The sequence below is a fragment of the Oscillatoria nigro-viridis PCC 7112 genome (assembly GCF_000317475.1).
GTDB lineage: Bacteria > Cyanobacteriota > Cyanobacteriia > Cyanobacteriales > Microcoleaceae > Microcoleus > Microcoleus nigroviridis.
In genome coordinates, this window is sequence record NC_019729.1 from 1,722,029 (window position 1) to 1,745,055 (window position 23,027).

21 protein-coding genes are annotated in these 23,027 nt (G+C 46.2%); 6 read left to right on the forward strand and 15 right to left on the reverse strand.

Going from position 1 to position 23,027, the window contains the following annotated elements; translation table 11 throughout:
- Positions 1-2 precede the first annotated feature (2 nt).
- The 3 genes from OSC7112_RS07395 to OSC7112_RS07405 form a co-directional block, all read right to left on the reverse strand.
- Positions 3-1,343: a leucine-rich repeat domain-containing protein gene (locus OSC7112_RS07395; protein ID WP_051041488.1), complete on the reverse strand. Its 1,341-nt coding sequence runs from the start codon at positions 1,341-1,343 to the stop codon at positions 3-5.
- A gap of 322 nt (positions 1,344-1,665) precedes the next feature.
- Entirely contained in the window at positions 1,666-2,607 is a 942-nt protein-coding gene (locus OSC7112_RS07400) for a glutathione S-transferase family protein (protein ID WP_015175321.1), read from the reverse strand.
- A gap of 208 nt (positions 2,608-2,815) precedes the next feature.
- Positions 2,816-3,718 carry a hypothetical protein gene (locus tag OSC7112_RS07405; RefSeq protein ID WP_015175322.1) on the reverse strand — a complete coding sequence of 301 codons (903 nt, stop codon included), beginning with the start codon at positions 3,716-3,718 and terminating at the stop codon, positions 2,816-2,818.
- A 333-nt stretch (positions 3,719-4,051) separates the two neighbouring features.
- Between OSC7112_RS07405 and OSC7112_RS07410 the strand changes: the two genes are divergently transcribed.
- The 3 genes from OSC7112_RS07410 (at position 4,052) to OSC7112_RS41670 (ending at position 5,946) form a co-directional block, all read left to right on the forward strand.
- On the forward strand, positions 4,052-4,987 hold the full coding sequence (locus tag OSC7112_RS07410; protein ID WP_015175324.1) for a class I SAM-dependent methyltransferase: 936 nt from the start codon (positions 4,052-4,054) through the stop codon (positions 4,985-4,987).
- 302 nt (positions 4,988-5,289) lie between these two features.
- On the forward strand, positions 5,290-5,613 hold the full coding sequence (locus tag OSC7112_RS07415) for a hypothetical protein (protein ID WP_015175325.1): 324 nt from the start codon (positions 5,290-5,292) through the stop codon (positions 5,611-5,613).
- A 201-nt stretch (positions 5,614-5,814) separates the two neighbouring features.
- Positions 5,815-5,946 (forward strand): hypothetical protein, encoded by a 132-nt coding sequence (locus OSC7112_RS41670; protein ID WP_263053592.1) that lies wholly within the window; start codon positions 5,815-5,817, stop codon positions 5,944-5,946.
- Position 5,947: 1 nt separating this feature from the next.
- Here OSC7112_RS41670 and OSC7112_RS07420 read toward each other — a convergent pair whose 3' ends face one another.
- From OSC7112_RS07420 to OSC7112_RS07455, 8 genes are all read right to left on the reverse strand, one after another.
- Positions 5,948-6,835: a methylated-DNA--[protein]-cysteine S-methyltransferase gene (locus OSC7112_RS07420; RefSeq protein WP_015175326.1), complete on the reverse strand. Its 888-nt coding sequence runs from the start codon at positions 6,833-6,835 to the stop codon at positions 5,948-5,950.
- 276 nt (positions 6,836-7,111) lie between these two features.
- Entirely contained in the window at positions 7,112-7,618 is a 507-nt protein-coding gene (locus OSC7112_RS07425) for a MogA/MoaB family molybdenum cofactor biosynthesis protein (RefSeq protein ID WP_015175327.1), read from the reverse strand.
- A 179-nt stretch (positions 7,619-7,797) separates the two neighbouring features.
- Positions 7,798-8,133 (reverse strand): photosystem II reaction center protein Psb28, encoded by a 336-nt coding sequence (gene psb28 / locus OSC7112_RS07430; protein ID WP_015175328.1) that lies wholly within the window; start codon positions 8,131-8,133, stop codon positions 7,798-7,800.
- 348 nt (positions 8,134-8,481) lie between these two features.
- Entirely contained in the window at positions 8,482-9,945 is a 1,464-nt protein-coding gene (locus OSC7112_RS07435) for a DUF1565 domain-containing protein (RefSeq protein WP_015175329.1), read from the reverse strand.
- A gap of 308 nt (positions 9,946-10,253) precedes the next feature.
- Entirely contained in the window at positions 10,254-10,850 is a 597-nt protein-coding gene (locus OSC7112_RS07440; RefSeq protein ID WP_015175330.1) for a Uma2 family endonuclease, read from the reverse strand.
- A 256-nt stretch (positions 10,851-11,106) separates the two neighbouring features.
- Complete coding sequence (locus OSC7112_RS07445; protein ID WP_015175331.1) at positions 11,107-12,846, reverse strand: hypothetical protein; 1,740 nt, start codon at positions 12,844-12,846, stop codon at positions 11,107-11,109.
- A 103-nt stretch (positions 12,847-12,949) separates the two neighbouring features.
- Positions 12,950-13,951 (reverse strand): SMP-30/gluconolactonase/LRE family protein, encoded by a 1,002-nt coding sequence (locus OSC7112_RS07450; protein ID WP_015175332.1) that lies wholly within the window; start codon positions 13,949-13,951, stop codon positions 12,950-12,952.
- Positions 13,952-14,210: 259 nt separating this feature from the next.
- Positions 14,211-15,935 carry a zinc metalloprotease HtpX gene (locus OSC7112_RS07455; protein WP_015175333.1) on the reverse strand — a complete coding sequence of 575 codons (1,725 nt, stop codon included), beginning with the start codon at positions 15,933-15,935 and terminating at the stop codon, positions 14,211-14,213.
- A gap of 226 nt (positions 15,936-16,161) precedes the next feature.
- Between OSC7112_RS07455 and OSC7112_RS07460 the strand changes: the two genes are divergently transcribed.
- The 3 genes from OSC7112_RS07460 (at position 16,162) to folB (ending at position 19,726) form a co-directional block, all read left to right on the forward strand.
- A complete protein-coding gene (locus OSC7112_RS07460; RefSeq protein ID WP_041622978.1) occupies positions 16,162-17,445 on the forward strand; it encodes a glutamate-5-semialdehyde dehydrogenase in 1,284 nt (427 codons plus the stop codon).
- A 397-nt stretch (positions 17,446-17,842) separates the two neighbouring features.
- Positions 17,843-19,210, forward strand: coding sequence for a serine/threonine-protein kinase (locus OSC7112_RS07465; protein ID WP_015175335.1), 1,368 nt, complete (start codon positions 17,843-17,845; stop codon positions 19,208-19,210).
- Between the two features lie 159 nt (positions 19,211-19,369).
- Complete coding sequence (gene folB / locus OSC7112_RS07470; protein WP_015175336.1) at positions 19,370-19,726, forward strand: dihydroneopterin aldolase; 357 nt, start codon at positions 19,370-19,372, stop codon at positions 19,724-19,726.
- Positions 19,727-19,824: 98 nt separating this feature from the next.
- Here the strand turns inward: folB and nuoK are convergent, their stop codons facing one another.
- The 4 genes from nuoK to nuoH form a co-directional block, all read right to left on the reverse strand.
- Positions 19,825-20,130 (reverse strand): NADH-quinone oxidoreductase subunit NuoK, encoded by a 306-nt coding sequence (gene nuoK, locus OSC7112_RS07475; RefSeq protein WP_199292736.1) that lies wholly within the window; start codon positions 20,128-20,130, stop codon positions 19,825-19,827.
- A gap of 193 nt (positions 20,131-20,323) precedes the next feature.
- Positions 20,324-20,947, reverse strand: a complete 624-nt coding sequence (locus tag OSC7112_RS07480) for an NADH-quinone oxidoreductase subunit J (protein WP_015175338.1) — start codon at positions 20,945-20,947, stop codon at positions 20,324-20,326.
- Between the two features lie 201 nt (positions 20,948-21,148).
- Complete coding sequence (gene ndhI, locus OSC7112_RS07485) at positions 21,149-21,724, reverse strand: NAD(P)H-quinone oxidoreductase subunit I (RefSeq protein ID WP_015175339.1); 576 nt, start codon at positions 21,722-21,724, stop codon at positions 21,149-21,151.
- 105 nt (positions 21,725-21,829) lie between these two features.
- Positions 21,830-22,948, reverse strand: coding sequence for an NADH-quinone oxidoreductase subunit NuoH (gene nuoH / locus OSC7112_RS07490; protein WP_015175340.1), 1,119 nt, complete (start codon positions 22,946-22,948; stop codon positions 21,830-21,832).
- Positions 22,949-23,027: the final 79 nt, after the last annotated feature.

The window sequence follows — 23,027 nt, forward strand, 5'->3', positions numbered from 1 at the left end:
GCTTATGCTTTTGCCCCCAGGTATTGCAAGACGGCTTCAGTGCCTTGCTCATAGGCAGCAGCGAGGTCAGGATTGAGAGGGTTGTCGTCGAGATCAAGCCGTTGCAACTGGGTGAGGGATGCGAGCGCCTCTGGCAGTTCCGTCAGTTGGTTGTTGGAGAGGTAAAGCCGTTGCAACCGGGTGAGGGATGCGAGCGCCTCTGGTAGTTCCGTCAGTTGGTTGTTGGAGAGGTAAAGCCGTTGCAACCGGGTGAGGGATGCGAGCGCCTCTGGTAGTTCCGTCAGTTGGTTGTAGGAGAGGTCAAGTCGTTGCAACTGGGTGAGGGATACGATCGACTCTGGTAGTTCCGTCAGTTGGTTGTTGTGGAGCTCAAGCTGTTGCAACTGGGTGAGGGAGCGTATCGCCTCTGGCACTTCCGTCAGTTGGTTGTTGTGGAGCTCAAGCTGTTGCAACTGGGTGAGGGAGCGTATCGCCTCTGGCACTTCCGTCAGTTGGTTGTAGGAGAGGTAAAGCTGTTGCAACTGGTTGAGGGAGCGTATCGCCTCTGGCACTTCCGTCAGTTGGTTGTTGTCAAGGTCAAACCGTTGCAACTGGGTGAGGGATGCGAGCGCCTCTGGTAGTTCCGTCAGTTGGTTGTAGGAGAGGTCAAGCCGTTGCAACTGGGTGAGAGATGCGATCGACTCTGGTAGTTCCGTCAGTTGGTTGTAGGAGAGGTAAAGCAGTTGCAACTGGGTGAGGGATGCGAGCGCCTCTGGCAGTTCCCTCAGTTGGTTGTTGTAGAGGTGAAGCTTTTGCAACTGGGTGAGGGATGCGAGCGCCTCTGGCAGTTCCGTCAGTTTGTTGTTGTAGAGGTAAAGCCGTTGCAACTGGGTGAGGGATGCGATCGACTCTGGTACTTCCGTCAGTTGGTTGTAGGAGAGGTCAAGCTGTTGCAACTGGGTGAGGGATGCGATTGACTCTGGCAGTTCCGTCAGTTTGTTGTTGGAGAGGTAAAGCTGTCGCAACTGGGTGAGGGATGCGATCGACTCTGGTACTTCCGTCAGTTGGTTGTTGGAGAGGTAAAGCTGTTGCAACTGGGTGAGGGATGCGATTGACTCTGGCAGTGACCTCAGTTTGTTGTTGGAGAGGTAAAGCTGTCGCAACTGGGTGAGGGATGCGATCGACTCTGGTACTTCCGTCAGTTGGTTGTTGGAGAGGTAAAGCCGTTGCAACTGGGTGAGGGATGCGAGCGCCTCTGGCAGTTCCCTCAATTTTAGACCCCCTAAATCGAGTGCTATTGCTCCCTCTCGCCGTGCCTGTTCAATGCGCTGCTGTACTTTCCGATCGCCCTTATTTTCTAACATTGCCAATTCCTTGTTTTGATTTTTGTATATAAGTACGATCGCCTTTTGAGATGAAAGGCCGATCGCCAGACATGATTTGATTTTGAATATTGCTTAATCTCACTTCAAAATAACATCAATATTTTGTAGATCGTGAGGTTTGAGTAAAGGAGAGGATGGAGGGTTTGTTAGAGGGTTAAGGCGAGGCCCAGCCTCTGGGAAGGCGTTCCCAGGCAGAGCCTGGTAACGAGCTAAACCCGGTTTCTGATTCCCCACGCGATCGCCCAGCCATCCAAGAAACCGGGTTTCTGCGATAATTCTGGCATTTTCACGCCCGATTTTGTTAAGAAACCCGGTTTCTGACTCCGGCGCGATCGTGAGCTTTGAGCAAACTCGCCGGATCGGGCCCAGCGGGGATAATGCAGCCGGGATTCAGCGGGAACAAATTGCCGTAATAATCGCGCTTCACAGCCTCCAAATCGCAAGTGCCAGCAACTCCCGGTAACTGGTACAAATCGCGCAGATAAGCTCCCAAATGCTCGTAATCTTGAATGCGGCGCACATTGCATTTGAACAAGCTGTAGTAAACTGCATCAAAACGGAATAGAGTAGTAAAAAGCCGCACGTCTGCTAATGTTACCCGATCGCCGCAAAGATAACGACTCCTCAAAAGCGATCGATCGATCTCGTCTAAAACAGCAAACAATTCACTGCAAGCCGAGTCATAAGCAGCTTGAGATTGCGCGAAACCGCAGCGATAAACGCCGTTATTCACCGATTGGTAAATCTTCTCATTCCACTCATCAATTTGCGATCGCAAATCCAGAGGATAAAGATCCATTTCAGGATTGCTAGCAAACTCGTTAAACTCCGAGTTTAGCATCACAATAATTTCCGAACTCTCGTTATTGACGATCGTCTTTGTCGAGTCATCCCACAGCACCGGCACCGTACACCGCCCCTGATAGCCCGGTAAAGCCAACTGGTAAAGTTCCGGCATCGTCTTGCAGCCAAAAGTCTCCGACTCCATCACCCACATTCCCCCTTCCGAGGGATAGACAACAGACACGGATATCGCATCTTCCAGCCCTTTGAGCGCCCTCGTCACCAGAGTGCGGTGCGCCCAAGGGCATCCCGTACCCACGAAGAGGCGATACCGTCCCGCAGCGGGTTGGTGAGGGTTGTCTGCTTCTGTGCTGACAAAGTTGCGGAAACTGCTGCTGGGGCGAATGTATGCTCCCGTGCGATCGGGCGGCGCTAGTTTTGACATCATTAATTGCCACATTGATGTCCAGACAAATTTGCCTAGCTTGACTGTTACGGATGAAGGAAGCGATTTGTTTTTCACAATGCGATTAAAAGAGGTTTGCTAAACATAATCAGCTTATTTTAACTCACATTGCCAGGTTTATTCGCTCGTCCCCAGGCTCAGCCTGGGAACGCATATCCAGAGGCTGGGCCTCGCACTGTTCCCTCACCTGAGAACGAGTTTTCTAGTATCTGCCAGAGGCTATTTCAGCATAAGCTCGATCGATCAATCGGCGAGCAACCGTCTGAATTCCCGTATGTTCGTAATAATTGGTAGTCATGTCTAAAAACGCCGCCACATAATCCAACTTGTCATCGGCAACATCAATGTATTGCTTGAGATGGCCTAAAACTATGGCGGGAGTTAAGCCGCGAGACTGTACTAAATTGTTCATCCAACCTTGCGCTGAAGCGAAAGTTGTTGTCACAAATCCGAACTTTTGTGAATTATTTGCGCCGGGAATTAGGTTGCTGATATTTTGGAATGTTGAGTTTTGCTGCAAAGTTGAAGGATTCAATCCGCCTAGAGTATTTTGTGCTGCTCTAATAAAGTCCGGGCCAAGGGGAATTAAACCGTCAGCACATACTAATGCAGCCATCCGCATCAGAGATTCGCCTTTGTAATGGGATAAATAATTACCAAAATTTCCCACATTGTCAAGGGAAATATTGTTAAGTTTGCAGAAGGCAATTAGCTCGATCGCCACTTTGACGCACAAGTCGATCGTTTGAGTTGTGTCAGCTTTGGGAGTGAGGCGGTTGAGAAAGGAAAGAAAGCCGATGTTTTCGCCGATTTTATTCGCCATAGCCGTTGCACCTAACGCACTGTCGGCGCTGTCTGCTAACTGGTAAAGCCTGACTGCGCCTTGATAGGGCTCGTTGGGGTTAGCGTAAAGCTCGATCGCGCGATCGCGAATTTTCTCAACTAATTTCCGCTTTGTTTCCCCTGTCACCGCTTGAATAGTATTATCAAAACCCGTGAGATTGTTCCACTCCCCCGGCACCACAAAATCGAGAGATTTGAGCATCATCACAGTGACGCCACCCGACGGCAAATTGTCAACCAATTCCACAATAGATTTGCTCATCACAAACTCCTGAATAGCCAGATTTAAAGTGTTCTTCCAAATACTCCAACTTCGGCAAATGTGATTCCAGAATTCCGATGAATTCCCCAGAACTAAGTAGGTAAGCACAAATAAATATTAGACGACCAGCTCCAGTTTTGCAATCCTCTGAGCTTTTCTCTCTTCTCGCTCCTCTGCGTTCTCTGCGCCCTCTGCGGTTCATTAAAAAAAAGTCTTTTCCACAAAACATTTACATTTCACTTGCCAGCACCAAGTTAAGTTTCATTATATTGACCGACTCAAAATCGCCTAGGCGTGTTAAAATGGATGGCGCAAAATAGAAAAAAATAAAATATGACTGTTGCAGTTAGCAAAACTCCCGGATTAGCCTCGCGTTTAGTAAATGGCGTACTATCCATCAAACCTTTGGCTAATCTAGCCAAGCACCAAGCGCGGGAAATGATGATAAAAAGAGCAGAAAAAATCGGAGTGAATTGGCGACAAGAAGCCCAAGCACTTTTAGCTCGAAATTGGGATGCAGAATTGCTCAGCGTTCAAAATCCCGATCTTGTTTACCCCAAATATTATCTAACTTCATTCCACGCTTATGAAAAAGGTAATATGAGTTGGGAAGCTGCTACAGAAGTTGAAGTTGCCGCCCGTACAGTTCACTCGGGAATTTGCCCGGAAGCGGGTGCCGAAGGCGATGCTAAACTCCGCGCTAGCTATCACGAAGTCATAAAATCTCAGATTGCTTCTTCACCGCAAGATATTGTGGATTTGGGATGCAGTGTGGGATTGAGTACGTTTGCTCTTGGGGATGTTTACCCGGAAGCTAAGATGACTGGGGTAGAGTTGTCTCCTTATTTTTTAGCAGTTGCTAAATACCGTTCCCAACAGCGAGAATCTGAATCTTTAAATCAAAAATCTCCGACGTGGGTTCACGCTGCTGCTGAATCTACTGGTTTGCCTGCGGCTGCTTTTGATTTAGTTTCTATTTGTTTAGTTTGTCACGAATTGCCGCAGAAAGCTACTAGAGAAATATTCCGGGAAGCGAGGCGTTTGTTGCGTGTTGGCGGACATTTGACAATTATGGATATGAATCCTCAGTCGGAAGTTTACGCCAAAATGCCTCCTTATATTTTGACTTTGCTCAAGAGTACGGAGCCTTATTTGGATCAGTATTTTGGGTTGGATATTGAGCAAGCTTTAATTGATTCGGGTTTTGCCCAGCCGACAATCACTTGCAATACCGTCCGACACCGCACTATTGTTGCTAAAGCAATATAGCGCTTTTCAGTATAGTGAACTACAGATATCGGGTAGGACACGGCAGTGCCGTGTCTAAAGCTGTCTTTATTTAATTCGATTGAAAACTGCTATAAATATAAAAGTTGCATAGATATTATTCAATTCTTGGGGCGGTGTGTGAGTGTAAATAGTCTAATCTGTGGATTTAAAGATTTCTGCAACCGCGCCCCTACCGATAAATAATTCCCGTGCTACCGGATTTCATATTAGACGGCCGTAGGAGCTATTAGTAGCGCCATTTGTTACACATTTTGATCAAACCCTCAATGAAGGACATCATCATGAACCCGACAGCCCCCTCTCAAAACGTCATCGATTGTTTGCAGGTTATTTTGGATGCGACAGCATCGAAAAATTACGAGCTTTTTACAACAGTTGGTGATGCAGGCTACAAAGCGAGCATTACACAAAAAATGTTTGACGACGTTAGCGATCAGCTCGCTTCTCGCCTGCAAAAGGGATATTCAATTAATTATTTTGGCGATCTAAAACAAGGTAATTGTCAGATTTATTTGTGGAAACTGAGTTTTGAAGATGGTGGAGATGAATTTGTCGTACACATGACGATGAATGGAGACAAAGTGGCTGGGATTTTCATCGAATAACCTATTTTGCTGGATAGTAATTCCGGTTGCACGAGGGAGATGACTTTTGGCTGTTGAGTGTTCAGTAAAATTATGCTTTCGGGGCAACTGACTGTTGGGATATTTGAACTATACTGATGCAACCGGAAACAAAAGGTAAGAAGGTCGGGGGAATATTTCACTCAACCTGCTAACGCGGTACCGATGCAGCGAGGAAATTCTATGGAACATTCGCTCGGAGAAAGATGGAAAAAAGCAGCTAGCAAAGGCAATTCACAGCAGGTTCAAGGGGTTGTATCTCTCACCAAATATGGATTCCCCCGGTTGATTCTCGTCGATCGTCTAGCTATGTAACTTAAGCTTTTCTTCCCGATATATCGCAGATTGTACGGCTAGCTTCCCAACCTAACATGACTGTTTTACGCTCTACTCCCCAGCCATAGCCACCGAGTTCTCCAGATTCTCGAATGACTCGGTGACACGGAATTAGATAGCCGATCGGATTTTTACCGATCGCATTTCCTACAGCTCTAGCAGCAGTTGGGCGTGCTACCATTTGAGCTATACTTTGATAAGTTGCGATCGCCCCAAATGGCAATTGCAACAGTGCCCGCCAAACTTGAATCTGAAAGTTAGTGCCTTTTACCAACAGTGTTAGCGGTTTTTGCTCGCTGAGAGTTTCTGAATTGAAAATCAGGTCGCGCAATGATTGAGTGGTTGGCTCATCGCGGATAATTTCAGCGTTTTTCCAGGTCAATCGCAGTCTTTGGGCGGCGGTTTGTTCGTCTGTTGTATCCAAGAAATAAAGATTACAAATACCGCGGGCAGTTGTCGCGATTAGAGATTTGCCAAAAGGGGTATCATGAATGCCATAGCGAATTTGCAAACCTGCTCCGCCTGCTTTGAACTCCCCTGGTGACATTGCTTCTAAGTTCACAAATAAATCGTGCAATCGTCCGGGACTCGATAGCCTCACGTCCAATGTTAGGTCGAGAAGGCTTTTACTCTGAGTGATTTTTGACTTGGCATATTCAACTGTCAGATATTGCAAAAACCGCTTGGGGCTAATGCCGGCCCATTGAGTAAATAGCCGTTGAAAATGATATTCACTCAGTCCGGCGTGTTGTGCCACAGTTGCCAGATTGGGCTGGTTTAGGTGGTTTTGTCGCATGAAGGCGATCGCCCCAGCAATCCGGTGATAATCTTCGCTAGCACAGACACTCGCATTTTTCATCGAAATCATCTAGTCTAAGTCAAAGGAATTTTGATGTTTCCTCACTTTAGCCACAGACTAGGCTCAATGCCACCCGTTTCTTGCGGTGAATGCAGTCAGTCGATCGATTTTAGATTTTAGATTTTAGATTTTAGATTGAAGAGATTGAAGAGATTGAAGAAAGCGACCTCACCGATCAAACCGGGGGCTTGCGATGAGGATGAGCGAGCTATTTTCTCGCTACGGAAGCATCGGGGGGCTTGTAACCAAATTGCTTTGGGTCTGTCGATTAACCGAATTCAGCCCTCACCCACCGCGCAACTGCGTCACCAAGTGAACTAATTCGGGTAAAATTAGCTTTTCCACAGCTAGTTTCACGCCATTGCTAGAGCCCGGAAGTGAAAAGACTAACTTGCCTTGATACACCCCTGCAACGGCGCGAGAGGCGATCGCCCTCGAACCAATTTCTTGATAGCTCAAAAACCGAAATATCTCCCCAAATCCCGGTAAAATCCTGTCGAGCAAACTCTCCATCACATCATAAGTCGTATCTCGGGGAGCGATACCCGTGCCGCCGTTAACAATGATTGCATCCACATCTTCACGCTGGGAAAAAGCCTGCATTTGCAATACAATTTTTGCCGCATCATCTTTAACAACAGTGTAAGCTACCACAGAGTGACCCGCATCTTTTAGCAGCTTCTTAGTTAACAAGCCGCTAGTGTCTGTTTCAGCCGATCGCGTGTCGCTAACAGTAATGATAGCGCAATTGACGGTTATGTTAGATAAGTCGGGGTGAGGAATTGGCGTCATATAACAGATGTTGAAGGAAAAAGGAAGAAGCAAGAAGAAAGAGGAAATCAGGAAAAGGGAAGAGGGAAGAAATCATTAGTTAGTTGTGATTTGTTCGTTGTCAGTTATTCATTATCAAATAACTAATAACCAATAACCAATGCCCCATGCCCCATGCCCCATGCCCTATTCCCCATCAATTATGCCTTGCTAAATCCTAAGCCGTTTGCTTCCGAGTAGCGTTCCATGAAACGCATAAATCGATCCCATTCTGCGGTACTTTTCATTATATAAACAGCTTCCAAACCAGCAGGCTGACCGTTGATGAACTTAGCCTTAACCTCGCGAGTGAGGAGTTCGCCTTCGTCGTCTATCATGTACATTCCAGTAATGTCTTCGGTACTGCTGCTGCTGAGAGCTTTGGGATTTTCAAAGGTAAACGTGGCAGTGCCTTGCTCTCCGCTTTTAGAACGGGTTAGGCGCACTTCGGGCACAGCATCTTCGTCTATACCCCGAGAGAATTGAATTTTAGCCATAATCTGACAGTCGAACCTTAAGGATTGCTTAATTTCTTAATGTTTAATCATAAAACGATTCGGGTACTCGCAAATCAAGACTTGGGAGAGCCGACGAGAGTGAGAGTGGGTGAGAGTGAGTGAGAGTGAGGCAATCGGAGACAAGTGCGAGGGGATATGGGTTGGTTCTTCTGAGATATTGCACCATTCTCAATAATCCTTTCAGGGCGGGCTCTCCTGCCCAACCCCTACTCCCCACAAGAAAATCTACTCTTCGCGGAACGGGCCCGAAAGCCTGTTAATCGAGAATGGTGCAAGATGTGAGTTCTTTGTGCCCCAAGTTATCCTCTCCCTCGTCTCCCAATTCCCTTAGACGATGTAGGGAGAGTTAATTGGCTCGGCCCGCTTTGTGGCTACCAGAGTTTGGTAGATGAGGGCGGATATCTCGCCGCGGGTGATGTCGTGGGCGGGGGAAAGCTTTTCGCGCGCGGGATAGTTGACCACGATTTTGCGCTCTGTGGCGGTTGCTATCTCGTCGGTGGCAAAACTGGGAATCTGAGCTCGATCGACATAAACGCTCAAAGAATTGGGGTTGCCGCCCGCCAACTGCAAGCCGTTTACCAAAGATACGATCGCCTGAACTCTAGTCAAATTCTGCTCCGGGCGAAACGTGCTGTCAGGGTATCCCACCAAAAAGCCAGCTCGATTAGCTTGGTCGATCGCTCCCTTGGCCCAAAAATCCGCCGCCACATCCTTAAAAACCGTCGCCTCACGGCGCGGCACCAATTCAAACGCCTTCGCCAACACAGCCGCATACTGAGCTCTAGTTACGATCTCGTAAGGTTGAAAAGTGCCGTTGGGAAACCCGCTAACAATATTCATCTTTGCCAAGCGATCGATAAAATCCTTAGCCCAATGCGTACTGATGTCGCTGAACTTTAGCCCGCCGGGAGTCGGAGTTGCCGTCGTCACATTGCCCAAATCAAATAAACCTTTCACCCGCGAAGGATTGAGCTGATTGCCCACCGCAGAAATCTTAACCCCAGTCGAGTTTTGCAAGTCTAATTCACCGTTATTCTGAAAAATATTGCCGCCCAAATCTTGAGCCGTACCAATATCTGGCAGCGATTTATCCACGGCAGTTAAACCGTCTTCCGTATTTTTTTCGATGCGATTATTGCGTAAAATCGGCTGAGATTCCCCTGCTAAAACTATACCGGAGCGATTTTCCAAAATTTGGTTGTCAGCAATCAAAGGAGCCGACTGAGCTTGCAGAGAAATGCCGAAACCCGTCTTTTGAAAAATATTGCGCCGTATTGCTCCCTTAGCAGTTCCCGCCGCAATTACGCCAGCCGCTGAGTTTTCCACAAATATGTTGTCGAGAATCGCAGGATTAGCGTTGCCCGCGACAAAAACGCCTTCGCCCTTGCAAAGTGTGAAAGTGCAGTTAGCCACAGTTGGAGAAGTTGACTCAATCCAGACTCCCGTGCCGCGACTATCGAGATTGGTGACAGTTACTCCGCGCAATTGGGAATTAGTTGCTAGCAGTATGGTGATATTTTGGCTTGCAGCGGTGGGACTGACAAATTTGCCGCTTCCTTGAATCAGAATGCCTCTACCTTTATTAGTTTCATTGCCAATAACTTTTACTCCCGAGGGAATTTCCAAGGGGAATTTTTCGCCGCTAGCAGCGCTGTAAGTTCCCGGTGATAAGTGAATCGTAGTTCCCGATGCAGTGCGGGCGATCGCGCGGGCTATAGTTTTGAATGGGGCCGATTGGCTGCCAACTGCGGAATCGCTGCCTGTTTGCGGGTTGACGTAAAGTGTTGTCATGTTTTTGCCCAAGAGATAATTGGCGATCGAGCTTTTGTGCAATTTTCATTTTCTGTGAACTTGACCCCGAATCTATATTCATCTTGGATTTCGGAGATTATTTAATTGCACGATATCCGCAACATTACCTCTGAGGAGTGGCAACCGCAGGGGGATTCCCCCTACAAAAGACTGTATTTCTCGTTCCCAGCAACAGCAGAACCAGACTTATTTAAGAAGTCCGGGATCTGGGGATGCTCTTTTTTTCAGATGTTGCCAAAACCACTAAAATTTCGATCGCCTCCACCGGAAAATCGAACGTCTTGCTGTCATGTACGATCGATCGAGATTCCCTGCCCAAAAACCTTAACCGCTGCAGCCAAATCAGTTTCACCCATTAAAATGCAGCGTCTTAGCAAATCGATATCCAGCGTTTCCAATCCTGAAAGTTGACTCTGAATTACTTGATCGTAGCCATCTTCCCGGAGATGATACAGCCGCAGCGTGCCATCTTCCCAAAACCAGGTTTCAGGCACGCCCAAAGCTCGATATTTTGGCAACTTCCTCAGTCCACCGCTAGTATAAACCACCTCGATCGACAAATCGGGAATCAACTTAGGTTCTCCCAAACAAAACGATTTGTCTGCTTGAGTAGAAGCTTCTGGTGCCTTCTCCTGCGTCATGGAACCAGAAGGGTAAAACTTAATACCTTGTTGCAGCAGAAAAGTAGTCACCAAGTAACCGATGATTTCCGAAAAATTTTCGTGTTGGAATCCCGGCATCAGAATCTCGATCGCCCCTGCAAAAAAAGACAACTTTATGCCAGGGGAATCTTCCGCAACCTTCTGGATTAACTTGAATTGATCCCAAGTGCCGTTGAGCACCACTCGCCCATCGAGAGTTTCGCGATCGAGAACTTGTGTCATTGACCCGCACCATTATCTCTTATTTCGATTGTAGCGTATTGGGCGATCGCTCCTAAGCTAATCCGCATTTAAATTGCATAGTAAAATAAATCTTTCCCTTTGTGGGGTGGGCAGGAGATCCCGCCCTCAACATACAAATTAAATACACAACAGCTTACAGAAGATCCGTGCAGCAATTGTAGGTTCAGAATCCGAATAGTTCTTTCTAGTTCCCCTGCTATTCCTGAGAACGCATATTCCAAGGCTCTGCCTCGCCTTAATTCCCGGTCAATTTCACAATACAAGACGCCTCCAACACCACTACAATTTCATTTTGAAAAACAGCACAACTTGTCATTGCTGAAGCTAAGGCGGGAATTTTCCCTTGTTTGAGAGAAAGCATCGCCTGCGTTGTAGTATCAAACTGATCTATCCAGCCGTACTCCTCTAGATACTGAAGAGTCAACGCATTGCGATCGAGCATCCAAAAATCAACTCCATATTGATTAATAAAATTTTGTAATACAGCTCGATCGGGAGTGTATTGAGCGCGAATTAAGTCGGTAACTCGCTGCCTATATCTGCTGTAGTAGCCTTTCTGATACGGCACTGCATATTCCTTTGCAACCAAAACTGAACGCTGACTAAAGGTTGGCAACTTATCAGTCTCTGCCGCGATTGAAGCAATCAAAATATCTTTAGGTTGTTGCCCAAAAAAATTGTACAAACCCGGCATTTTACCTTCGACATACCCGACTGTGGGAAATTGTTCGACCAAGCAGGGATAAAGGACAACGGCGATAGCGATTGTCCCTGTCATAATTAGTGCAACTAGATTTTTTACATCAAATATTGTTGCGCTTTTTGAGGCCCAATGACCGACTCCATCGATAATTAAAGTGAGGGCGATCGCAGTTATGAAAACTACAATAAATCGCAAACTGTAGGCAGTATAGCGACCTGGTTGATATAGCTTAAAAATGGTGGCGTGAGCCGCAAAAAACATCGCCGATGATGCTAAAAATAGCTGAAGCAAAAGCCAAATTTTGCTTTGAATCTGATTTGCTAAGGGAAAAGCCGATCGCAAAAACAGCAGCAGCGGAAATAACAGCGCTACACAGTGAGTTACAGGCGTAAACAGCGACTTGGGAAACATCCCGCTACCCCGCCCTGTCAGCCAATAATCTACCGGATTTGGACGAAAAAAAGCATTTCTGCCGTTGGGGGCAAATTCGCCCATTTGCTTCGCTTCTGCTGCGGTATAAGTTGGGCCAAATTCAGAGTTATCTAAGGCATAGGGCAGCATTACTAAAAAGATTACTCCCAAACCTGTACTGCAAAATAGGTAATTAGTTCGATCGCCCGACAAGCGCAAACCGCGATTTTCCCAGCATAGCAGCCGCAAAACTAAAATTCCGGCAGCAACCAAGGCGTAAGGAGGATAGAATAGTCCGATTAGGGCGATCGCCCCTAAACAAGGCAGCAAGGAACTGCGCGACAAATAATATAAAAAAGCCAGAAATATCGGATATATAAAAGCTCTTGGCGTTGTGGAAGCCAAATCGTCAGTCATCCACATATGCTGATTTAGCAGCAAAGATGCAATAAATCCAGTCATCGGCACTGGCAGCATTTCTAGGCAAAGGCCAAAACAGTAATAAGTGGAGATTAAGCCGAGAAATAGCGGCAATATTTTGTGAAATAATAGCGGGTGAATGCCAATTGTTGCGGCTAATTTGTACAGGGTGCTGTATCCTGCGGGGGCGATAGATTGAAAGTAATTAGCAATGAAATCGTTGGGGAATAATTCAGGATCGACAAACCGCATCATCCAGAAAACGTGCTGCCTCGCATCGTCTTGCACCATATACTCGGCGCTGAAGACTTGCTTGAGTCCTAAAATACCATAAACTGCGGCAAATGTCAGGCTCAGAGTCAACCAAAATATTGTGTGCGATCGGGATTTGCGATCGACTGTAGCAGTCAGAAATTTGTGCAACCGAGCTATTAATACCATTTGAGATTGGAGATTTGAGATTAAAGAATCGGGCAGGACTGATTCTCAAACCTACGATTATATCAGGCCCGGTCAATTACCCCTAATAAAAACCGCTTTACTTTCAACTTCGCCCTATTTTAGATCGTTTTCCAGCCCGCACGCCCGCAATTTTAAGCCGAATTCGATAAAGACTTTTACTTGCAGTAATGTAAAGTGTTTTGCGATCGCTTTCTCCCCAAGCCAAATTAGTCGCCGTCTCAGGCACAGAAATCTTCCCCAAAACCTTGCCATCCCGCGAAAAAATCCACACTCCCCCCGGCCCGGTGCTGTAAACATTCCCTTCTAAATCAACTTTTAAACCGTCGGGAACTCCGCTTTGACTGGCATCTTTTAACTCAGCAAAAAGTCGCTCATTTGTAACAGTTCCGTCCGGTTTTACATCGAAAACGGCAATGTATCCCGCTTCCGAATTGTTGACATAAAGTTTTTGCTCGTCTGGTGAAAAGGCGATGCCGTTCGGCAGCACCAAATCCTTAACCAGCAGAGTTAATTTTCCGTCCGGTGCCAGCCTGTAAACACCGTAAAAACCCAATTCTTCCCGGTCTTTACTAACACCGTAGGACGGATCTGTAAAATAAATGCTGCCGTCGGATTTAACAACCAAATCGTTCGGACTGTTGAGCCGCTTGCCCTGGTATCTATCCGCCAACGTGATAACTTTGCCGTCCTTTTCTGTGCGGGATACGCGGCGATTTTCGTGTTCGGCAGTAAGTAAGCGGTTTTCTTTGTCTAAAGTATTCCCGTTGGCTTTTCCCGAAGGGCGGCGAAATACCTCAACTTGCTGATTTGAGCCGAATTTATAGATAATATTGGCGGGAATATCGCTGAACAGCAAAAAGCCGTCAGGATGCCAAATCGGGCCTTCTATAAATTGAAAATCACCAGCTAGTTTTTCTAATTTTGCGCTTTCATCGAGAATACTTTGCACGGTATTTTTTTTGTCCCTATTTTCCGTTTGGGCGGTCAATTTGGTTGAGTTACCCCTAACTTTTTTGCTGGGGTTGCTGACTGCTAAAGTTAATACTATCAACAACAAACTAATTGTAGCAATTTTGATTGTCATGTTTGCTCGCAACCGAACTACTTCCTTCCCACCATAAGATTACATATCTCCTTTTTTACTTCTTCCTTTCTGTGCGACAAGAGCGCTATGGCGGCCCTTCACTAACACGTCGAGAGCGGTTCGTCAACTCACTATTTTGATAAAAAAAAGATAATTTACGGCGGTATTAAATTCGATCATACCGTATCTAACAAAAAAAAAGAAGCTCGAATAATCGAGCTTCATGATATTTAACTTAAAAGGTTTCACCTGTCAACTGTTAAGCTGGAAATGACACGAATAGAAGTGCAATACCGATCGCGATCGCACCTATACCCATCACAAAAGACCAAAAGCGGTGATAACTGTTAACCACCGTACCGCTATCGCTTTCAAGCTGAATCAAATCCATCCAAGGTGCAACACCCCGGCGGAACCAACCCAAAGTCCTAACATCCATTCCAATCAAACTTTTAACCCGTTTCATGCCAAACAGAAAATTACCAATTGGTCCAAAACGAGAAGCATAGCGCAGATAAATCATTCCCGTTCTGTCTTGCAATTTTAAATCAGAACCGAAGGTATAACCCGCATCGCCGCGACCAATTAATTCGCCTTGCAGTTGCGCCGGTTGACCCCGCAGAGGACTTGCATAAGGGTCAGACATTAAGGTTAAAACATCCAAATGTTCTGCTTGTTGGTAATTCGGGAACATCACCAAAGTCTTGAGCAAAATTCCCACGCCCAAACCGATTAAAGGACAAGCAGCCATCATCATCGGGTTTACAGCATACAGCGCAATGCCGATCGCAAAACCCACCGCTAACCCCAGAATTTCTGCACTGTACAGCAGTAAATCGAACACAAAATTTCCGTACAATCTCCGCTTGCTCAAAAGATTGCCTTCGCCGACAATCCGGCCCATGTCAAACTCAATATCTAAGCCTAATTGTTCGGCATAAGTGCTCAAAGCGCGAACTCGTTTACCAGTCAGCGGGTGAGTCGAGTTCAACTCCATCCACCAACCCCACGGATTAAACATATCCCACAAAAACACTCGCCCAATCTTTTCTGGTTCCGAAGAAATCCGATAAGCAGTCCCAGTAGATGTGGCAGCTTTGGCATCGTAAATGCCTAAAGCGCGAGTTCCTTCTAACAAACGGCTGGGTTCCGTTGCCCTTTGTCCTTCTTCCAAAATACCGTAAGCAATTTTTACTAAAGCGCGAGACAAAGCATTGGGGTTGCCAGTAGTTTCGGCAGCAAAATGGTCGGCAAAATATTCTCGAGTCCGCGACAAATACAGCAACAAATAAGTGCCGGCGATGTAAAACAAATAAGCAACAGCAGCTACAGTACCGGCGGCATCTTTAGCTTTGTCGCCACCACTTCGACCCATTCTTTGAGCTGTAGTGTAAATTAAATAAGTAATCTGCACTAAAGTCGAAGCTAAAGTCATTACTGCAAAGTCCCAGTGGACGATGTGACCGAGTTCGTGGGCGTAAACAGTGGCAATTTCTTCGTCGTCTAAATAGGTAAAAAGACCTTGACTGACGACTAAGCGAGCGCTGTTGGGAAATGAACCGTAAGTAAAAGCAGTAGGGTTTTGGTCGTCGATAATTCCTAAACGCACAGAAGAGAGTTTTTTCTGCTTGCAAACCTTCTGAATAACTTTCGCTGTTTCGGGACTTAGGCTTTCAATTTCTGCTAGGGAAACCCAGCGAGTATTGTAGAGCCAATTTTGGGTTAAGTCCATCAAGTAAGGCGATAGGAAAAAAGCACCGACGTTAAAAATTAGAGTTATGGGAAGTGCGATCGCCAATCCGGCGACTGGATCGGGACTGTTGAGAATCAAAACAGAGGCTAAAGATAGCGCTAACACCATACCAAACAGCAGGCTGATGGTGACGCCGGAAGCTAAAACGAGATTTGGGCCAGTTTTCTGTATCAGTTTAACGCCGGCTTTGGCGGCTCGCCCTGCCTTGCGTAAAGGGGCATGAGATGACATAATAATCTCCAAAGGTTATTGACAAATGGAAATGACCGTGGGATTTTATCTATACTTCACTGTTTTAACCTGTGAATGCGGATTGCTGTCAGGGGTCTCAACAAAAATATAGAATTTTCTCTATAATTGTTAAGACTGAAAACTGCCCCAAAATTTATTTTTGCGGATTAAATTCAAAACTCAAAACTCAAAACCCAACAATCAAAACTATTTAAAAGTGACTGCCATGTCTATTATTGAAATTGCCCAAAAAACGCGCGGATCTGCTAGAAAGTTGGCAGTTTTGTCCGCTGATGCCAAAAATCAAGCTATTGAAGCTATTGCGAAAGCTTTAGAAGCTGCTGCGCCGGATATTTTGGCGGCGAATGTGGCTGACTGCAAGGCGGCTGAGGCGGATGGAATTGCGAAACCGCTGTACGATCGCCTAAAGTTGGATGAGAGCAAGTTGAAAAGTGCGATCGCGGGCGTGCGAGATGTTGCGAAACTCCCCGATCCCGTAGGTTCCGTACAAATTCACCGCGAATTGGATACAGGATTAATTCTGAAGCGCGTCACCTGTCCTTTGGGCGTTTTAGGCATTATTTTTGAAGCGCGCCCCGAAGCTTTAATTCAGATAGTATCCTTGGCAATCAAATCAGGAAATGGCGTCATCCTCAAAGGCGGCAAAGAGGCTGTTCGCTCCTGCGAAGTCTTGACAAAAGTGATACATCAAGCATTAGCAGAAACTGCGGTTAATCCAGAAGTCGTGCAATTGCTTACCACGCGGGAAGAAACAATCGAACTGCTAAAAATGGATGAATATGTAGATTTGATTATTCCCAGAGGTTCTAACTCCTTCGTGCGGTTCGTGCAGGAAAATACCCGAATTCCCGTGTTGGGACACGCCGACGGCATTTGTCATTTGTACGCCGACAAAGCAGCGGATATTCAGAAAGCAGTAGAGATTTCTGTAGATGCAAAAACCCAGTATCCAGCGGCCTGCAATGCCATTGAAACTTTGTTAGTTCACAGCGCGATCGCCCCCGTTTTATTGCCCGCTGTCGCCGCAGCTTTGCAGCAGAAAAAAGTCGAACTGCGGGGGGACGAAAAAACTCGCGCCATCCTCGAAAATATTGCCGAAGCAAATGAAGCTGATTGGTCTACAGAATACAGCGATTTAATTTTGTCAATCAAAATAGTAGATTCTGTGGAAGAGGCAATTAATCATATCAATAATTACGGTTCCAGACATACAGATGTCATTGTCACCGAAGATAGCGAAACCGCCGAAACATTTTTAAATGGAGTCGATGCTGCCGGAGTTTATCACAATTGTTCGACTCGATTTGCCGACGGTTTCCGCTACGGTTTCGGTGCCGAAGTGGGGATTAGCACGCAGCAAATGCCACCTCGCGGGCCTGTTGGTTTAGAGGGTTTGATTACCTATAAGTATCGAGTTGTTGGAAACGGCCATGTTGCTGCTAGTTATGTAGGGAAGGATGCGAAGGGGTTTACTCATCGGGATTTGTAAATCCTCAATAGCCGATCGAACCCGACAATAAAAAAGCCTGTAGGGGCGGGTTTTACCAACAATATTTGATGTTCGCGAACAATTTATATAAACCCGCCCCTAGACAGCCGATAATCCAGATTAACCTGATGTTCGATCGAATGCCAAAAATGTAGATTTGGATTTGCCGCCCAAGTGGGGGCGGGTTTATTATATTTTTGGTTTCTAACATAGATAGTTGGTAAAACCCGCCCCTACGATATCCTGTAGATACTGAATCTTAAGTAAAGTGTCTCTTCTCCTTCATCCATCCCAAAAAAAGCGATCGCCGTTCCTTCCCTAGCATTCAAACAAACTTAGCTACAATGAGCTATACTGTGCTCGGCGACTCCCCAAATCGAACAATTTGCCGTGGTTTATGTCTAACTCCTCCCTCCTCACCCCAGGTTCGACTCTCGAAAAACGCTACCGCATCCTCCGCGAATTGGGCCGGGGCGGCTTCGGGCGCACTTATCTCGCCGAAGATATCAACCGCTACAACGAACATTGCGTACTCAAAGAGTTTTCTCCGGTGGTTCACAGCCCGAAAGCGGCCGAATTGTTCGATCGCGAAGCGAGTATGCTTTACAACCTCCAACACCCGCAAATCCCCCGCTTTCGAGAACTGCTGCGAACCGATTTGGGCGGGAATCCATCTTTATTTTTAGTCCAAGATTATATCAAAGGTCAAACCTACGAAGAAATATTGATATCGCGTCAGCAACAAGGTAAAAATTTTACCGAAGCCGAAGTTACTCAACTGCTATTTCAGCTTTTACCAGTTTTAGAATACATCCACTCAAAAAATTTAATTCACCGCGATATTTCTCCGGATAACATTATTCAGCATGATGCTGACAAACTACCCTTTTTAATTGATTTCGGTTCCGTCAAGCAAATCGCAGCCAATGCCGTACTTCAGTTTAACGGACAATCGGATACGGCGATCGGCAAACAGGGTTATTCGCCAGCCGAACAAATGCGGCTGGGGAAAGTTTCTGCAGCTAGCGATTTGTACGCTTTAGCCGTCACGGCTTTAGTCTTGCTAACTGGGAAAAAGCCTCAAAAATTGTACGATATTAACGGCAAAACTTGGGATTGGCGATCGCACGTCAGTGTCAGTCAAAATCTCGGTACTGTGTTGGATCGGATGTTAGCAGAACAACCGGGCGATCGCTACCAATCCGCAAAAGCAGTCCGCGAAGCACTCAAAGATCCCAAACTCTCTCAAATTAGCAGTATAATCTCCCAAATGGTGACAATGAACTTTGTCGGCCGCCCTTTCAAAAACACCACTCAAACTGCTACCAGCAATCATACTCCTGTTCGCCCAAATCCTCAAATTGTTAACCACAACAGCACCTTCAAGTTAATTCCTTGGAAAGCAGTCGCGAGTTTAACTGTGATTTTGGTGCCGGGAATCTTAGCTTTTAGTGTAGTCAAATCTGGTTTCACGTTGCCCAAATTGCCGGATTTACCTAAATTTTCTTCGCGCCAGCCACCTCCCGATACATCCTTAGAGGAAGCCGAAATAATGCGTCAAGAAAAGATTGGGAAACGACGCAAAAATCTCAACATTGAGCAAGATATATTCTATCAAAAAGTTGATGAATTATATTACAATAAATATCCAGAATTACAAGGGCGCAGCTTGACAGAAAAGCCAGAAGATGCTGAAATTAGGCGGAAATGGTATGAAGTTGCTGAGGATTTATTGGACAAGTTGGAGAAAGGAGGAGAGTTGTGAAATTTAAGATAGAATAAGAGTGATTGAACCGCAGAGGGCGCAGAGGGCGCAGAGGGAAGAGGAAGAGGGCAAAGGGCAAAAAAAGAGAGGGAAGAGAAAGAGAACTTTATCTGGTTTAATACAGATTGGTTAGGCAACGCACTTTTAGTTTATTGCAAAATGGATTCTATTCAACTTACAGGAATTCGCTGCTACGGATATACTGGCTATCTGCCGGAAGAGCAAGTTTTGGGCCAGTGGTTTGAAGTGGATGTTACTCTCTGGCTGGATTTATCGCAAGCTGGAAAAAGTGATGATATTCAACATACTCTTGATTACCGCAGCGCAATAACTCTGATTCAAAAGCTAGTCCAAGAGTCTAAATTTTTATTAATCGAACGCCTAGCAGATACTATTACTCAAGCGCTTTTACAACTACCGTTAGTCGAGAAAGTTAAACTACAACTCTCGAAACCTGCTGCCCCCATCCCTGATTTCGGGGGTAGAATTACTCTAGAAATTACTAGAAGTCATTAGTTGTTAGTCTTTAGTCTTTAGTCCTTAGTCATCAGTCTTTAATCTGCATTAGTTTGTCGCTAATGACTGATGACTGATGACTGATGACTATCGATCGATTACCACTTCAGCAAGTTAAATTCTTCCATGTCTACGGTATTGCGGTTGCGATAAATCGCCAAAACAATTGCCAAACCCACCGCAGCCTCAGCCGCCGCTACCGTAACTACAAACACGGTAAATACTTGGCCCTTAACTTGTACGGGGTCGAGATAATTGGAGAAACCCATCAAATTGAGATTGACAGCATTCAGCATCAACTCGATCGACATCAACACGCGCACTGCATTTCTGCTGGTAATCAAACCGTAAATACCAATACAGAAAAGTGCGGCGGCTAATAACAGGAAATACTGGAGTTGCAGTTGCATAAATTTTTTGAGTCTTTCTCAATCAACATTACTACAAGACAGAGAGATAGGTGCAGTGAACACCCTACTATAGCGTGTCTAAATCATTCATACAGTAGGGGTAGCGATCCGTACTTACCTCCGATATGGGCAACCACGGGGAAATTACCCCTACATTAATTGTACGAATCATTTAGACTCACTACTTTTACTTAGATTCTGGCGAAGACACATCTCCGGCAGAAACTAATTCGCGAGGTCTTTCCGGCAAACTCAAAGCAGGTGTTTCCGATAGCTTTTTTGACAGTTCATCCGGGAAGAAATCGCGGCGCGCCAAGACAATTGCTCCTACCATTGCCATCAACAAAAACACTGATGCTAACTCGAAAGGCAGCAAAAAGTCGGTGAAGAAATGTTTGGCGATTGTGACGATCGAACTTTCGGCCGGTGCTCCCGTCGTTGCGACAATAGCCCAAGGAGTAGACACCACCATCGTACCCAACAGTGCAAACAAGCCTACGCAAACTACTGCTGTGGCTACTTGACGCACCCAAGCGTTGGGAAGAGTGCGGAAATCTTCGCGCTTGTTCACCAACATAATCGCAAACAAAATCAAGACGTTAACAGCGCCAACATAAATCAATACCTGCGCTGCTGCTACAAAGTCGGCATTCAGCAACAGGTACAAGCCCGCAATGCTGGTAAATACGCCGCACAGCAAAAATGCTGAGTAAACGATATTTGAGAACAGCACTACTCCTAGTGCTCCTGCAATCATCATTACGGACAGTATGCCAAACGAAACAATTTGAACCCCTTCGGCTAGATTCACAATTTTTTATCCTCTGTTAATTGGGCATTGGGCAAACAGGGCAAACAGGGCAAACAGGGCAAACAGGGCAAACAGGGCATTGGGCATGGGAAATTTGTTATTTGTTATTAGAACAACTACTAACAAGTAATCATTAACCATTAACCACTAACTACTAACTATGCCCCATGCCCTGTTTGGCCCATGCCCCATGCCCATTACCTACTTTTCGATAATTTCCTCTGGACGCAGACCGGCGCGGCGATCGGTGTAGGAAACTTCATGGGGGTCGATCGCACCTTTCGGCAAATAAGCGAATTCCCGCATCGGTGTCACCATCGGGTCATCTGTAACCTTGTAGGGCAAACGTCCGAGGGCCACGTTGTCAAAATTCAATTCGTGGCGCTCGTAGGCGGCTAACTCGTATTCTTCTGTCATCGACAAACAATTAGTCGGACAATATTCTACGCAGTTGCCGCAGAAGATACACACTCCAAAATCGATACTGTAGTGCTTGAGTTGTTTCTTCTTACTGTCTTTGTTAAATTCCCAATCCACTACAGGTAAGTTGATCGGACACACCCGAACGCAAACTTCGCAGGAGATGCACTTGTCAAATTCAAAGTGAATTCTGCCCCTAAAACGTTCGGACGGAATCAATTTTTCGTAAGGATACTGCACCGTAATCGGGCGGCGTCTCATGTGGTCAAAGGTAACAGATAGCCCTTGACCGATATACTTAGCAGCTTGAAAACTTTCTTTGGCGTATTCGCCTACTTGATTGAGGAATTTTAGCATGGTGTTCTCTCTCTGTACTTGAGTTTTTGGTGATTGCTAATTGATAATAGGTAATGAGAGTTAACAGCTACTCTAGCTTAGCTATGATCTGTTACCTATTACGAATTAACCGCCAAAAGCAAAGGGAAAGGCAAGCTTCAAAGCTGCGGTCAACAGCAAATTAACTAAAGCCACGGGAAGTAAAAACTTCCATCCCAAATTTAGCAATTGGTCGATCCGAACTCGCGGCAGAGTCCAGCGGAGCAGAACTGCCAGAAACAAGAAAAAGTAGGCTTTCAGCATCGTCATTGTAATGCCCAGCAAGCCGGTAATTACCTGCAACCAAGGAGTCGTCTCGCTCAATCCCAGGGCATTTGTCAGCACTTCGACAGGAATCGGGGACTCCCAGCCGCCGAGGTACAAAACTGCTACTAGCAGGCAAGAAAGGACGAGGTTAACGTAGGAAGCGATATAGTACAAAGCAAATTTCATGCCTGTGTACTCAGTCTGATATCCTGCTACCAATTCTTCTTCTGCTTCCGGGAGGTCAAAGGGCAACCGTTCGCATTCTGCTAGTGCTGCGATCCAGAAAATCAGGAAACCTGCGGGTTGCCGCCAGATATTCCAGCCGAGAATGCCGTAGCCGGCTTGCTGGTGTACGATGTCGATCGTACTGAGGCTGTTGGACATCATCACAACTGCCAATACTGCCAAAGCTAGGGGAATTTCGTAGCTGAGGGATTGAGCGGCGGCTCTGAGTCCTCCGAGGAGGGCGTATTTGTTGTTTGAAGCATAGCCGGACATCAGCAAGCCGATCGGCTGAATGCTAGACAAGGCAATCCACAGAAATATTGCTGTACCGATATCGGCGATCAGCATATGCTCTCCGAAGGGCACGATTAAGTAGGAGAGAAAAACTGGAATCACCACAATTACCGGGCCTAGGGTAAATAGCAGCGCGTCAGCTTTTGCCGGTACGATGTCTTCTTTGAATACCAACTTCAGACCGTCGGCAACGGGTGCTAGCACTCCCAGAGGGCCGATAAATTCCGGGCCTACCCGTTGTTGAGCGGCGGCGGAAATTTTCCGTTCCAGCCAGACGCTAGTCAGTACCCCGAAAACGGCAGCGACAATCATCAGCAACATTGGCAGCGGTAGCCAAAGCACTTTGGCGATGTCCGCCGGTAAGCCCAAATTCATCAGGGCTTCTACAAAACTTCCTTGTAAGTCAATTCCTGGGTTCATTTTTCCAGCTTTTGAGCGCTCAGCATATAATTTTTCACCCGTCCTTTGTAGGAGTAGGCTTAGAAATCGGGGTCTTTGT